Genomic DNA, 13,566 nt, shown 5'->3' on the forward strand with positions numbered 1-13,566 from the left:
TTGGCAGCCTCGATCATCACTGCGCTGACCGTGGCGTAGGCGCCTGTCCAGGCGCTTCGCAATGCGGGCGTGAAACGCTCGCCGAAGAACAGCGACAGGGTTTCGAGAAGAGCGACGCCCACGGTGGCATAGTGTTCGTCGCGGACACCGTAACGCGTGTGCTTGACGGCGAGTGTCTTCAGCGTCGGCGTGACCGCCTCGAGGTTTCGCAGCGCGCCCACGACGAGCGCCAGCGCCGCCATCAGCTTCTTGCCCTGCTCGGCCATGTCTGCCTGCAGGAACAGCTGTTTGAGCGAGGGGTCGTTGACGAACAGCCGTTCATAAAACAACGCCGCCGCATCGTCGCGAACGCCGAACACCTCGGCGAAGCTGCTTTTCAGCATGATAATCTCGGTTTCCTGCATCGCCCGTCCCCTGCGTTTTGTCTGATGATGCGCGACAATCGCCGGCCGATGTTTCAGTCAGAGTTCTCGCGGCAGCCCGAATGTTTCATTTGTTTCAATGCCGGCGTTTTTTCCGTGTTCCGACGCGCATCACGCGTCCGGAGCGCTTGATGTCATTGATGCGAGGATCCGGCGAATATCCTCCGGGGTGAACGGCTTCTCGATCACCGGGCATCCGGCGCGCGCAAGAAATCGGCCGGCCGCCGGTCCCAGCGTATCGCCGGTTACGAAGCCGATACGGGTGGCAAGGGCGGGATGGGCGGTCTGCAGCCATTCGTAGAAGGCAGGCCCGTCACCGCCAGGCATGTGGATGTCACAGAGGATTGCGTCCAGCGAGAGACCGCCTTGCTCCAGCCGGGTTTTCGCCGCCTGCCCGCTATGGGCGACGATGACGCCGAAGCCGAGTTGTTTCGCCATGTCCGAGAGCAGCTCGGCGATTTCCACTTCATCGTCGATAACGAGCACGTGCCGTTTTATGCCSGTCAATGCTGCCTTTGCCTCCGGCTGCACGTCACCGCCGCGGTACGGCGACGATCCCAACGGCAGGAGAATGACGAAACAGGCCCCGTCACCAGCCGGCCGGTCGTCGATATCGAGGGTGCCGCCATGCGCTTCAATGAGGCCCCGCGAGACCGCAAGACCGATGCCGGTGCCGATGCCTTGCGGTTTCGTGGTGAAATAGGGATCGAAAATACGCGACCGGATGTTGGGCGGAATGCCTGCACCGTTGTCGGATATGCTCAGACGAACCCGCTGGGCACCGGGCTCATGCTCGGCGGCGATCCGGATGCGGCGATCGCCGTTGCCTTTTGCTTCAAGCGCCTGATGCGCATTGACCACGAGATTGACGATGACTTGATGGATCTGATCACTATCGATCCAGAGCGGTGGCAGGGTCTCGGGCAGATCCGTTTCGACGATAACGCCTGCGCTTTGCAAATTGTAGCTGAGGAGATCAAGCGCGTCCTTGACGAGGTGCGCCAGACGAATGGCTTGCCGTTCCGTTTTGCGCTGCCGGGCCATATCCAGAAAGCTGCGCACGATGCGGGCGCAGCGGTTGGCGGCATTCTCGATCTTGACGGTGCGCTGCGCTAGGTCCTCTTTCTGTGTGAGACCGGATGCTCCATGGTCGATTCTGTCACGCAGCATCATCGATTGACCGATGACGATCGACAAAGGGTTGTTCAACTCATGCGCGACGCCGGCGAGAAGCGAGCCGAGCGCGGCAAGCTTCTCCTTCTGATACAGCGCCTCGCGCTGGCGCTCGATTTCCGCCTGTGCCTGACGCGCGGCGGTTAGGTCTCGCAAATGTGCGGCAAACAGTCGTTTCTTCCCCAGAGTCACGTCCGTGATGGTCAGCTCGATCGGGATCTGTTCCCCATTGGCGCGCAGGGCTTCGAGTTCCAGCCGCTGGCCGAGAACCCGGCTTACACCGCTTTCCAGATAGGATTTCATGCCGCTGCCGTGAGCGGATCGCAATGCGGGCGGAATAATCAGGTCCGAAATCTGACGCCCCATCGCCGCGTCACGGGCGTAACCGAAAATCGACACGGCCGCCGGATTGAAATCAATCACGATGCCCGTGTCGTCAATCACGACGATCGCGTCGAGGGCTGTCTCGACGATCACCGCATGATAGGCTTCGGCCGCTCGTTGCGCTTCGATCCGCTCGATCAGTTCCTGCTGTTGAACCTTCAACTCGGTCAGGTCACATGAAAGCACGATGAACCCGGAAGCGACGCCACCTTCCACCGGATAGGCCGTGATCGTTTGCTCGACATAACGCCTACCCAGCGGGCCATAGTCCCTCCAGCCTTCCCGTCGAATACTGTCTCCGGGATGCAGGTGTTCTATGACGTGTTGATAGGCCTGGTGAACGGCTTCTCCCAGCACCTCGCAGATCTTGCGGCCGATGACGGCCTGCTCTGTTTTGCCCACGAAGTCGAGATACTCCCGGTTCACCGAGCGATAACGACAGGCCGGATCGATGAAAGCCGCGCAACCGACAAATCCGGTGAAGAATGCGCGCAGGAGCTGCGGATCGCCAACCGGAAGACCGTCAAGTTCGCCGACCCCGCTATCGGGTTGGATCATGCCGAACCTCTTCCCGGCGTATAGATATAGCCGGTGCCACGCACGGTCTTGATTGTCTGGGGCTTGGCGGGATCGTGCTCGATCTTTTTGCGAATACGGGTAACGCGAACGTCGATGCTGCGGTCGAAGGGGTCATTATCGCGCTTGTGCGCGAGATCGAGAAGCCGATCCCGCGTCAGGACCCGGTCCGGATTCTGCATGAAAACGCGGATAAGATCGAATTCCATCGCCGTCAGCGGCTCGCTGGTGCCATTTGCGTGAACAAGGCAGCAGGCCTCCACATCAAGAAACACCTTTCCGAGGGGATGTTTCCTCGCACGCTGCAATGCATCGCGCGTCCCGTTCGGGGGGACCGACGCGCCTTGCGGATTTCGGCGCAGGAGCGCGCGAATTCGCGCCTTCAACTCGCGCAGATCGAACGGCTTCGTAACATAGTCGTCGGCGCCGATCTCCAGGCCGACGATCCTGTCGACGATGTCGCTGGCGGCCGTCAGCATTATGATCGGCATGCTGCTTCTGGCACGGATGCGCCGGGCGATCGACAAACCGTCTTCGTCCGGCATGTTGATATCGAGAAGCAGCATATCSGCCTCTTCTTCCGCCAGCCGCTGATCGAGCGCCGCGCCACCCGATGCCGTGCGCACCGAAAACCCGCTTTTGTCCAAATATTCGGCAATCATGTCGCGCAAATGTTCTTCRTCATCMACGACGATCAGGCGCGGCAATCGGGCCGAATAATGCTCACCCATGCGGATCTCCAAAAGATGCGATGACAGGGACAGGAAAATCGGCGGCTAGTGCGCCGCTGTCATCGCCGGACCGCCGGCCACCGCGAAAGCCAGTGCGGAGGTCAAGACCTGCCAGCCACGCAAAGGCCGCGAACCAATGAACTGAGTTTTTGCCGGCCAGCGAGACTTGCCAACGCACATATAATCTTCCCCGTCTCGGCAGCGACTGGCGCATGGCGAGTCACTCGTGGTGTGTTCTCCCCACCATCGCATCGGGATCGTGGGCCGTCTTGGGCCTACGGGAACCGAACTTGACCTCACGGGAACAGGTGCAAATTTTTGCGGACCAGCGGTCGTTTCGACACGGCGAAAGACCGCCGTTTCGATAGCTTTCACGCGCAAAATCGACGCTCGGATCGGGTGCACGCGAGCTCTCTTCGGCAACGTGGCGGAAGCGAAGGATCGCAATCCATGCTGCCCACGCCCCTCCCCTAGCAACACCGCACCGTCACGAATACGCCCTCCTGCACCCGTGAGACGGGTCTGGCGGGAACGCGATTTTGATGAAGTGATGTTGCAGTACAAGCGGCAAATTGCTTATGTGAGTGACGAAAACGGACTGTTGCACCATGCCGCCGCCAAGCTGCACGCCGAAATCGGCCCGTGGATTGATAAGGATCGACTTGCAACCACGCGATTTGATGTCTTGCAAGATATCTTTCGCTCTGGCGATATTGAGATTTTTTACAAGTGATGATTATCCGTATTGAAAGACAAATACGGTACGGCAAAGACATAATCTCCGCGTTTGACCGATAGGGGCCCGCCGTTGCAAAGAATGCGCTTCTCCTCGGACGAGCTACCGGGGCATCAGGAAGGAAACCACCGCTTCAATCTTTGGCGCGACTATGTCCATTCGACCGCACGGATCGGAGCGGTGGAGTTCGGCGCGCCCAGTGCCAGCCCATTCAAGGCGACGATCGAGGCCACGCCTTTGGGGCCGGTGACCTACGCCAAGATGATCGGGACTATCAACCGGGTCACCCGAACGGCACAGAGCCTGCGATCCGCAGCGCGCGATTCCTATCAGTTGGTGATCAATCTCGGCGCCGGGCCGCTTGAAGGCACCTACGGAGGACGGGACCTCAAATTGGCTCCAGGCGGGGCCTTTCTCGATGGAATGGAGCCACAGGACATCCGCGGCAACGATCAAAACGGTTGGGTCAGCCTGAGCTTCCCCAAGACGGTGTTGGACGAACGCTTCGCCCGGATCGGCAACAGGCAAGGCCTGGCTATCGCACCGGGTCAAGAACCACTGATCCTGCTGCGCCGTTACCTTCAGTTCCTCGACAACGATACGATACCGGCATCGAACCTCCTGACCGGCCATATCGCGGAAACGATTATCGATCTTGTCGGCCTGACAACTGGGGCGAAAGGCGACGAGGCGGACCTTGCAGGCCTGGGCGGCCTACGTGCCGCCCGGCTGCAAACGATCCTCGACAGCATCCGCGACCACTATTCCGACCCGACGTTCTGCGTGCAAACGGTCGCCGGGCAGTTAAAGATCACGCCGCGCTATGTAAACGCACTGCTGGCCGAAACCGGTGCTGGATTTACCGAGCGGGTGCTGGAACTGCGTTTGCTGCAGGCCAAGGCCATGCTCTGCGAGCCCCGCTGCTTCGAAATGCGAATCAGCGATATTGCGCTTCGGACAGGCTTCAGCGACATCTCGTATTTCAACCGCTGCTTCAAACGCCGCTTCGGTTGCAGCCCGGGTGGCGCGCGATAGGCCCCCCCGGTTACGAAATGAAGCAGCCCGATGGGGAGCGCGGCGTACCCTGGGCGCGCCCTCGTTCTGGGGGCGAGCGCCAGCCGCCTCGCCGTACTTGACGAAAGTGGAGACGGCGTAGAATTTGCCCACTCGAATAGCCCGCCGCACCTCGGGACAAGCGGAATGCGAGTCTCTGGAGCAACCAATGGGAGTCTGCCATGTCGCTCACTGCGTTCGGCCGCGGCGCTTTGGCCACATTTCTTGTAATCGTTGCGCCGAGTTGCGCGTATGCCAACGATCCGCAGCCACTTTTCGTATGCGGGTCTGGCCCTGATTCCGCTCCAACCAATCTGTTTGAATTGAAAGGGGTGCTGCAGGACGACGGCGGATGGAGGGATTTGCAGTTTACCGGCTTTGGTGAAGGAATGGAACCGATGTACTTCCCATCCGAACCCGGCGCCGGCAGGGACAAGTTCTTTTTTTCCAACTCCATCGGCTCTGACGGATATCTGGTCAATGTGCGCTTCAAGAGCGGAAAAAACGCTTACCGGCTTTATTCGCTTTATGTTGCAATAGAGACGGGGGGAGACGAAATGGGTGGCAGCGAGGCCGGTCTTGAAATCACCGGCCCTGATGGCAAGACCCGAAAACTGACCTGCGACGAGAAACCTTATATGTTTATCGCATATATGCGCGACGCCATGAGTTGCGATTTGAGCAACCCTTACGGCGCAGCCGGCTGCGACTATTCAAACGTGCCGCAGCGCAAGGCAGGCGACCCGCTTCGATAATCTGCTCCAGTCTTTTCGCATTATTGGTCAGTCGGGCGAGAATGTCGGGTTGATCAAACGCGACTGTCACCAAAGCGAAACAGCGTTCCTTCCGAGCACGGGCTAGACACACATTCGTCGTAGCCGACACCTCAGGCCTGCGCGATAAATTGAAAAGTGCCTGTTTTCGGTGGCCCGTGAAACCTGGCTGAAATGCTAGAGAAACAAGGTCGCGGTATAACACAGCCAGGACGAGATTTCCGCTCAGAGAGGCCCCATGTTTCCTTCCCGTTTCAAATCAACGACCCTCCTGCTTTGCGCAGGCATAGCAGGAGCAGCCATGTCGTTCACCGGCACCACATCCGCTCAAGAACCCGCTTCCCTATTCAAAATCATCACCATCAAAGACGAGATCGTCGTCGGTCTCACCGCTTCGGAAATAACCGAACTCAAAGGTCATGATGCCAGTGCCATCGGCAGAGCGTTGGCTGCCCATGGCGAATTGTCACTCTGGCAGTTCGCAGTCCGCAAGAGCGCTGATGGTTTGCTTGAGGAGGCCCCGCTTCGTCGCGTCAGCATACTCGGTCACGAATCGTTGCRCATCGAGCCCTATACAACGCCGCTAAGGGTTGTTCCTGCCCAATAATAGTTGTGGGCGCGCCGAAACATCCGATCGGCGCTGCAAGCAGGTATCGGACGATGAAGGGCGGCGCGTGCCGAGTGTGAAAAAACGTCCATGTACAAGGAACGCTTTCGATTTCGGTTGGCCGGCGCAGCAGATGGAGCTCCCCAAACGATTTGATTGGAGCCCCCTCAATGAGAGGGCTCCGCCAATCACGCCGCTGGCCAGCGGCCTTGCGAAACTCGATAGGGCGGAAACTAAGGTCCTTCGAACTCTCCGAGACATCGAAAAAAGTTACTCGAAAAATCCGGAATTAGCTTCATGAGAACCATCAGCGCGTTGTGTTTTGTGTTTGCCACGTTCGCCAGTCTACCGGCGAGCGCATCTGCATCCTGTTCCAATCTTCAGGATCTGCTCGACAGAGCCTATCCATCCGCCGTCAAGGCCGGTAGCGGTTTTGAGATTGATGGCGGCTATCGCCAGTTGATCGATCCCGGCGCCGTCGCATGCACGGTCTGGCCAGCAAGGCCGGACCTCACTCTGCTCGCAATTCCCCGGCTCGAATCCCATCCGCCGGCCAATGGTGAAACACGCGGCGACATTGAACTGATCGTCGCAAATACCAAATCGGGCAATATTGTCGCGCGATATGTCGAAAAGGGAGCAGCATTTTCAGACGCGATCGCATTTGACAGCGTCGGCCTCGATACCGGGCGCTATGACATCAAGGCCAGGCAGCGCGCCTTTGGTTTCAGAGCACGCTACTCACACAATTCCGCCGTAACTCCCTTCAACGAGACCGTCCTTTGGCTCTACGCACTCGATGGGGAGGCCATTTCGCCGGTTCTGGAGGGCCTCACGGTAGAAATTGGCCGCGGCGAAAACGATCAAAATTGCACAGGCTTCTTCGAGACAACAAAGTCTACGATCACCATGGGCAAGCCCGGAGTCCGCGGATACCGGGCGCTGATCGTCGACCAGTCGACAAGCGTTGAAACCACCAAGCCAGGTGGCGAGGATTGCTCGTCGGTCAAGGAAAATACCGGACATGAGCGATATGTCTTGCGCTATGGCGACCCTCACTATGGCGTATTTGATGGTAAGGGCGCCTTCAAGGATGCATCCTACAACGATCTCTTTTCGCCCATACTAAGCGACAGATGAAACATCCTTCCTCTGCGGGCGGCGCCGCTCCTGGCCTTGCTGCTCCGGACCAGCGGATGCTGACGAACGAACTGCATCCGGCCAGTTCACTCCGGTCGCCAATACCTGACACGCGCCGGAATTGGACCTCGCTCGAGCTCGGCTGCGCTAACGCCTCAACGGGCATCCGCGTTACAGGCGGCGATAAGCAACCTGTAGGGAAAGAATATAGCAGGGGCGATATGTCGATTGTCCAACACACCGCTATGGGCGAGCTGGATACGGGCGATTTTCTGTTTTGACGCTGCGCCAACAAGGCTGCTCATCATGATGCCCCTTAAAACCTGTTTTCTGTCTTTGCTTATCCTGCTGCCAGTCAATCAGGCAGCGGCGGAGGCCTGCCGGCTGGACCATGCCACCTACCGTGAAGGTCGTTCCGGTGCGGTGATCCAGTTCAGATCGAAGGACACCACAACCGCCGCCCCGCAGCTAATCGGCCTATTTCAAATGCGGTTGCCGAATATCTCCGAGGTGTTCGAAGGCGCCATCACCTGGAGCGTGGCTCGCTACGCGCGACCCGATGGATCGATCGAGCGCGAGTGCTACGCCGACGAAGATGACGAGAGCGGCACATGCTGGCTCTGGACCGGAAATGTCTACGGTCTGGCCAATACCAGCGCAGCGCCACTGACCGATGCGGATATGATGGCGCCAAAGGCCATATTGCTCACGGATTTCGGCCGATCACTTGCCATGATGGAGACTTTCGTCCGGGCAAATCCGGATCGCGCGGCCTTTGATGTGTTTACGCTGACAGTCTGCAGTCCATGACCGTCACGAAAGCGGTGTGCGCGTTAGGACGCATGGCAATGCCATGGACCGTTCAGACGGCGGTTTTGTTCCATCCCGGCTGTGCTGCATTCTGCTCCAGTGTCATATCTGCCATGGGCGTGACCCGTGGATGGATGGAGAAGGCAGATTACCGGTACCCTGGGGGCATGTGGTCGCCAGCGCAAAAGGACTGCAATTATGGATCCGGACCTGAAACTGCTCCTCTCTGGTGTCGTGATGGCATTTTACGGCCTGTTCATGGCCGCCGTCATCAGCAAATACCGTGGGATCCAGCGAGCCAGTCTCTGGATCGCGGCCCCAGCCCGGATCGTTTCGTCGCGATCCGAAGCGCGCAAGATAGTCAAGCGAACCGGTTCGGGCCGCGATGCGAGCAAAGACACGGAAATCCGGAACTTTGCCGTCATCCGCTACGCATTCAAGGTGGACGGCCGCAAGATCGAGGGCGAGCGGATCAGCATCGGCGAAGATTTGGGGAATTTTCAGGTTGCAGAAAAACTGCAGCGTTATCCGGTGGGTATGAACGTGACGGTCTTTTATGACAGGAAGCATCCGGAAAATTGTGTTCTGGAGCGGGAGATGTCCGGTCATACATTTAAGATCGCCATTCTCGCAGGTGCGCTGTTTGGCGTATGCGGATTGTCGATTATTTTCGCCACCAGCGGCATGTTCGGATGGTTGAGCCATCTCGGTGGCAATCCCCGCCTGACGCCTGGTACAATATTCCTCGGGGTCATGGGGCTGTTTGCTGCTGCATTCGGAAACGCCCTGCGTCAACGCGGTGCCGCCACGTTTCATTGGCTCAGGGTGGACGGTACAATTGTCTCATCGTCCGTCGATACCGTGAAAATGCGGCTGTCCTTCAACCCGGCCCATTTTTGGCGAACCAGGATGTTGTACAGATCGCGCGCACGTTACGCCTATAAGGTGGCGGGTGTGACATACGAGAGCGACCGGACAAGTTTCGGCGCCCAAAGCTATGCCAGCTTTCAGTTGTTTGCCAAATGGGGTGCCGACCGGTTCATTGCAGGGCAGCCAGTAGACGTGTTTTACGATCCTGACGCCCCTGAGCAGGCAGTGCTGACACAGGGCGCACCGGGTCAACTCATCGTCTGGCTGACAGCCGCAGCATCCCTGACTGGCGCCTTGCATCTTGCAGGATTGATTTGAAGCATGCGTCGGCGCCCAACAAAACTACCAAGCGCAAAGTCGAAAATGCAGATTATTGTGCTTATCTGGGCCGACTTTTCCCTTTACCTGTCGGCCTCCCGCTATCGCGAATCCACCAGGTCACCGTCATCTCTCACGCATCCATTGTCGCTCAAACGTATACACGACCCGATTGATCATAATCACTATCGTGGATTCTTCGCGCATGTGAAAATCGAAAATCCCGGTTTCGCAGGTCATGCTGAGCGTCCTTGCCGGATTGGGCAGCCGGAGAAGTCTGGCGTTGAAAACGGCCTGTTCCGTGGATTCGGCAATCCCCTGAAAGAACCACTCGGCCGGCCTCACCGACCACGCGAACTCGGCGTCGTGGCAATTGAAAAGAGCCGGGCCATCAACGCCATGGCGGGAAAATCGGATCGTCTTGCCAAGGTAGGGATCGTCCTTGTCTGTCACGTTCGTGAGTTTTTCACCCAGTTGAACGCCGGAAACGACAAACCAGCGCCCCTCAGGCGGTAGTTCGCCGGCCAACGTGCGCACCGAGAAAGCGAGGAAAACGAAAACTGCGGCGAAGATGCGGACCATGGCGAGTACTTTCGACGGCAATGGCGGGAGCCTGACATCTCAAGCTCCCTGCTCGGATGTTAAAATAGGAAATCGCTTGCCTGGAAAGCGATGGCGTCATCGAAATGGATGGCGAAATCGGCCACCTTGTCGCCATTGGTATCGCCATAGACATAGGTGTCGGAGGCCTGCTTTTCGAAACGAAGCTCGCCGTGGGTACCGCTGAAAGCGGCCGCGCCCTTGAAGACGAAGGCCTGGTCGCCAGTCATCGCCGTGTTGGCGTTGATGCCCGACAGGCTGATCCTGTCACCTTGGGCATGGCCGAAATCGAAGATCGTGTCCTGGCCAGTCACCGCCTTTGTGCTGTCGCCGACGGCCTTGAACAGGAAGGTATCCGCACCTGCGCCGCCGGTCATCTTGTCGGCGCCGGTTCCGCCGGTCAGCACGTTGGCCCCTGCATTGCCAGTCAGCATATCGTTATGGCTGGAGCCGGTGAGGTTTTCGATCGAGACGTAGACATCGCCCTTGGCATCGCCGGTATTGGATGCGGCGGTGGAAAGATTGGCGACAACGCCTGCAGACGCGCCGGCATAGGATGCCGTGTCGGTGTTGGCGCCGCCGTCCAGCTTGTCCGCCCCCGCCCCGCCGATCAACTCGTCGTTGCCGGCCGCCCCCGAAAGGGTGTTGACCCCGGCATTGCCGGTGAGCGTATTTGCAAGCGCGTTGCCTGTGCCGCTGATATTCGAGACACCCAGAAGCTTCAGGTTCTCGATGGTGGCAAAGGTACTGAGATTGCGGGATATGAGAGAAGTGATCGTGTCGGTTCCAGAGACATCAACAACCTTGTCTGCCCCCGAACCTAGAACATAGGTGTCGTTGCCGGCGCCGCCATTCAAGGTGTTTGTCCCGGCGTTTCCGGTCAGCACATTGGCCAGAGCATTGCCGGTAGCGTTGAAATTGCCGTTGCCGATCAACGTCAGATTTTCGATTGCCGAATAGGAAGCAAGGCTGCGGCTGATAGTGGAGGTGATGGTATCGATACCGCCACCGTCGCTGACGATGTCAGCCCCGGAGCCGAGCACGTAGGTATCGTTGCCGACATCACCCTTGAGCGTATCGACCACGTTGTCCGAGCCGCCGTCGAGGATGTTGTTGCCGGCATTGCCGGCAATGAGATTGGCAAGTGCATTACCCGTGGCGTTGACATTCGAGGTCCCTTTCAGAACCAGATCCTCGATCGTCGCATAGTTGGCGAGGCTGCGTCCCGTTGTCGAAGTGATGGTATCATGGCCGCCGGTATCGATTACCGTGTCGGTGCCGGAAGCCAGGATGTAGACGTCATTGCCCGCGGCGCCCTTCAACGTATCGGTAACGGTATCGGTGCCGCCATCGAGGATATTGTTGCCGGCATTGCCGCTGATGACGTTTGCAAGCGCATTGCCGGTGGCGGCAACGTTGCCATTGCCCTCAAGCGTCAGGTTTTCGATGGCCGCAAAGCCGGCAAGGCTGCGGCTGATGATGGAGGTGATGGTGTCGTTGCCGGCACTATCGATCACCTTGTCGTTACCCGAGCCCAGAAGATAGGTGTCGTTACCCGCGGCACCGTTCAGGGTGTCGATCCACTCTTCGAGCTCCATCCCCCCGTTCAGAATGTTGTTGCCCGAATTGCCGACGATGACATTCGCGTATTTACCGCCGGTGCCATTGATATTGGAGTTGCCCAGCAACGTAAGACCTTCGACAAAATCATGGTCCGCAAGCGAGCGGCTTATCGTCGAGGTAATGGTGTCGATGCCGTTCTGAGTGGTTCCCGGTAGTTCTGACTTGCCGCCTTCCTCGACGATATCATGGCCGGAACCGAGGGCATATGTGTCATTCCCCTTACCCCCTATTAACGTATCGACAACTGCGTCATTGCCGCCATAGAGAACGTTGTTACCCGAGTTCCCGGTGACGGTGTTTACAAAGGCATTGCCGGTACCATTGATGTTCTTCGATCCAACGAGATAGAGATTTTCGATAATGTTGTCAGCGGCAAGGGTATACGTAAAACCGGTGCCAATCGTGTCGTTGCCGCTGCTATCGATAATGGCAAACGGGGCGTCACCAAAAACATAGTAGTCGTCACCGGCTCCGCCATCGACGGCGTGGTCAATCGTGCCGCCAAGGTTGTCAAACATGTCATTTCCGTCGCCCAGCACGATCTTACCGTTGATCGTTCCTGAGTTTTCGATGCGGTCGCTGGTCGAGTTTCCTTGAATAGCGATATCGGCTGACTTGATAAGGCCGCCATTTTTGATCAGGTTGGCGGTTGCGGGATTTGCCGCCAACTCTATGCCGATCGACTTTGCATCGATAACGCTGGTTGCACCGAGTGATATGTAGGCGACAGTGTTTTGGGCAACGAACCCTTTGTCGGCCTTGATCGTCCCCGTATTGGTGAAAACCGAAGTGCCGTTGGTGTTTTCAAAATACACACCAATATTGGCTTCGATTGTTCCGGCATTGAGGACCTCGGCGTCATCGGCATTTGCATAAATCCCCAGATGTTCAGCCGTGATGTGTCCGAGATTTTGCGCGGTCGTATTGTCTCCGTAAAAGGCTATGCCGCTATAGGCATGAATATTTCCCCCGGCCTCAATCTTGAGCGTGGCGTTCGGGCCGTTCGAGAAAATCCCGGATTTGTACATCCCATCGGCGGTGATGTCGCCCGCCACGGTGATAGCACTGTCATGGAAGGCGTCGTTATTGACGATGCYGTGGCCGTTGGCGACGGCAATCGAACCATTGGCGGTGACAACCCAGCCTTGGTTTGGTTCGTCGATATAGAATGTGTTGGTTTGCGGTGCGGTGATATAGACGGGCATGGAGTGGCGTTCCTTGACGTTAGAGTTGCCTCCAACTAGACGCGGCCCGTTTCATTCGGATTTCACGGTTCTTCTTTCATGTTTCAATTATTTCGCCAGTATGCGGGTCGTTTGCGGGCGCGACTACTACCTTTGGGACGGCCGCCGACATTTTCCCGGTCGTGTAATGTGCTCCCATCGAAGCGGCGAGACGGCGGGTGATCAGCGCTTCGCCGGATCCCATTGAGATCTCGTAAGACGCCGCCCCCTCGAGCAGCCACCCGTCCCGGCCTACCGGCCCGATCGAGTCCGAACCGCAACAGTAAAAACCGAGGGCGGGCAGGTTCGCGGCTGTCTCGGAAAAATGCACGATGAAAATGACCCCTCGCCGCCCGGCGTTTGGCCAAGTTCAAGCCCCAGTCGCAAGCGCCAACAAACGTTCGTCGTCTCGAAACGCCGATAACGAGAGTTTGGGTGAAACATTTGAAACAAAACTCTCCCGCGCAGAACTAATGCCGAAATATCAGGACTGTATCTGAGGCTCAAACGGCGCTCGGCCTTGACAC

The 13,566-nt window shown here is 57.9% G+C and carries 12 protein-coding genes; 7 read left to right on the plus strand and 5 right to left on the minus strand.

From position 1 onward, the window contains the following. From AC1D17_RS24955 to AC1D17_RS24965, 3 genes are all read right to left on the minus strand, one after another. A partial coding sequence (locus tag AC1D17_RS24955; protein WP_477567978.1) for a globin family protein occupies nt 1–404 on the minus strand: 404 nt, incomplete at its 3' end. Nucleotides 405–533: 129 nt separating this feature from the next. Then, nucleotides 534–2,537 carry a hybrid sensor histidine kinase/response regulator gene (locus tag AC1D17_RS24960; RefSeq protein ID WP_477567979.1) on the minus strand — a complete coding sequence of 668 codons (2,004 nt, stop codon included), beginning with the start codon at nt 2,535–2,537 and terminating at the stop codon, nt 534–536. After that, nucleotides 2,534–3,286: a response regulator gene (locus AC1D17_RS24965; RefSeq protein WP_477567980.1), complete on the minus strand. Its 753-nt coding sequence runs from the start codon at nt 3,284–3,286 to the stop codon at nt 2,534–2,536. Before AC1D17_RS24965 ends, AC1D17_RS24960 begins: the two co-directional genes overlap by 4 nt. A gap of 550 nt (nt 3,287–3,836) precedes the next feature. On the opposite strand from AC1D17_RS24965, the gene AC1D17_RS24970 reads away from it, so the two are divergent. The 7 genes from AC1D17_RS24970 to AC1D17_RS25000 all read left to right on the plus strand — a co-directional run bounded on the left by AC1D17_RS24970 (nt 3,837) and on the right by AC1D17_RS25000 (nt 9,593). Then, on the plus strand, nt 3,837–4,019 hold the full coding sequence (locus AC1D17_RS24970) for a hypothetical protein (RefSeq protein ID WP_477567981.1): 183 nt from the start codon (nt 3,837–3,839) through the stop codon (nt 4,017–4,019). 84 nt (nt 4,020–4,103) lie between these two features. Further along, the gene (locus AC1D17_RS24975; protein WP_477567989.1) at nt 4,104–5,057 is read left to right on the plus strand and encodes an AraC family transcriptional regulator; all 954 of its coding nucleotides are present in this window, start codon (nt 4,104–4,106) and stop codon (nt 5,055–5,057) included. A gap of 200 nt (nt 5,058–5,257) precedes the next feature. Next, nucleotides 5,258–5,830 carry a hypothetical protein gene (locus AC1D17_RS24980; RefSeq protein WP_477567982.1) on the plus strand — a complete coding sequence of 191 codons (573 nt, stop codon included), beginning with the start codon at nt 5,258–5,260 and terminating at the stop codon, nt 5,828–5,830. A gap of 319 nt (nt 5,831–6,149) precedes the next feature. Continuing rightward, nucleotides 6,150–6,455, plus strand: coding sequence for a hypothetical protein (locus tag AC1D17_RS24985; RefSeq protein ID WP_477567983.1), 306 nt, complete (start codon nt 6,150–6,152; stop codon nt 6,453–6,455). Nucleotides 6,456–6,752: 297 nt separating this feature from the next. Next, nucleotides 6,753–7,595, plus strand: coding sequence for a PA3715 family protein (locus tag AC1D17_RS24990; RefSeq protein ID WP_477567984.1), 843 nt, complete (start codon nt 6,753–6,755; stop codon nt 7,593–7,595). A 228-nt stretch (nt 7,596–7,823) separates the two neighbouring features. Next, the gene (locus AC1D17_RS24995; protein ID WP_477567985.1) at nt 7,824–8,405 is read left to right on the plus strand and encodes a hypothetical protein; all 582 of its coding nucleotides are present in this window, start codon (nt 7,824–7,826) and stop codon (nt 8,403–8,405) included. A 198-nt stretch (nt 8,406–8,603) separates the two neighbouring features. Continuing rightward, nucleotides 8,604–9,593, plus strand: coding sequence for a DUF3592 domain-containing protein (locus AC1D17_RS25000; protein WP_477567986.1), 990 nt, complete (start codon nt 8,604–8,606; stop codon nt 9,591–9,593). A gap of 126 nt (nt 9,594–9,719) precedes the next feature. On the opposite strand, the gene AC1D17_RS25005 is transcribed toward AC1D17_RS25000, so the two are convergent. Both AC1D17_RS25005 and AC1D17_RS25010 read right to left on the minus strand, forming a co-directional pair. After that, entirely contained in the window at nt 9,720–10,175 is a 456-nt protein-coding gene (locus AC1D17_RS25005; protein ID WP_477567987.1) for a hypothetical protein, read from the minus strand. A 59-nt stretch (nt 10,176–10,234) separates the two neighbouring features. After that, nucleotides 10,235–13,021 (minus strand): beta strand repeat-containing protein, encoded by a 2,787-nt coding sequence (locus AC1D17_RS25010; protein ID WP_477567988.1) that lies wholly within the window; start codon nt 13,019–13,021, stop codon nt 10,235–10,237. Nucleotides 13,022–13,566 lie beyond the last annotated feature (545 nt).

The sequence above is a fragment of the Pararhizobium sp. P1_E7 genome (genome assembly GCF_056405855.1).

What these genes read in the sequence shown, in the direction of transcription:
- AC1D17_RS24975 (WP_477567989.1), top strand. Translation starts at nt 4,104, where the DNA reads ATGCGCTTCTCCTCGGACGAGCTACCGGGGCATCAGGAAGGAAACCAC.
- AC1D17_RS24990 (WP_477567984.1), top strand. Translation starts at nt 6,753, where the DNA reads ATGAGAACCATCAGCGCGTTGTGTTTTGTGTTTGCCACGTTCGCCAGT.
- AC1D17_RS24970 (WP_477567981.1), top strand. Translation starts at nt 3,837, where the DNA reads ATGTTGCAGTACAAGCGGCAAATTGCTTATGTGAGTGACGAAAACGGA.
- AC1D17_RS24980 (WP_477567982.1), top strand. Translation starts at nt 5,258, where the DNA reads ATGTCGCTCACTGCGTTCGGCCGCGGCGCTTTGGCCACATTTCTTGTA.
- AC1D17_RS25000 (WP_477567986.1), top strand. Translation starts at nt 8,604, where the DNA reads ATGGATCCGGACCTGAAACTGCTCCTCTCTGGTGTCGTGATGGCATTT.
- AC1D17_RS25005 (WP_477567987.1), bottom strand. Translation starts at nt 10,175, where the DNA reads ATGGTCCGCATCTTCGCCGCAGTTTTCGTTTTCCTCGCTTTCTCGGTG.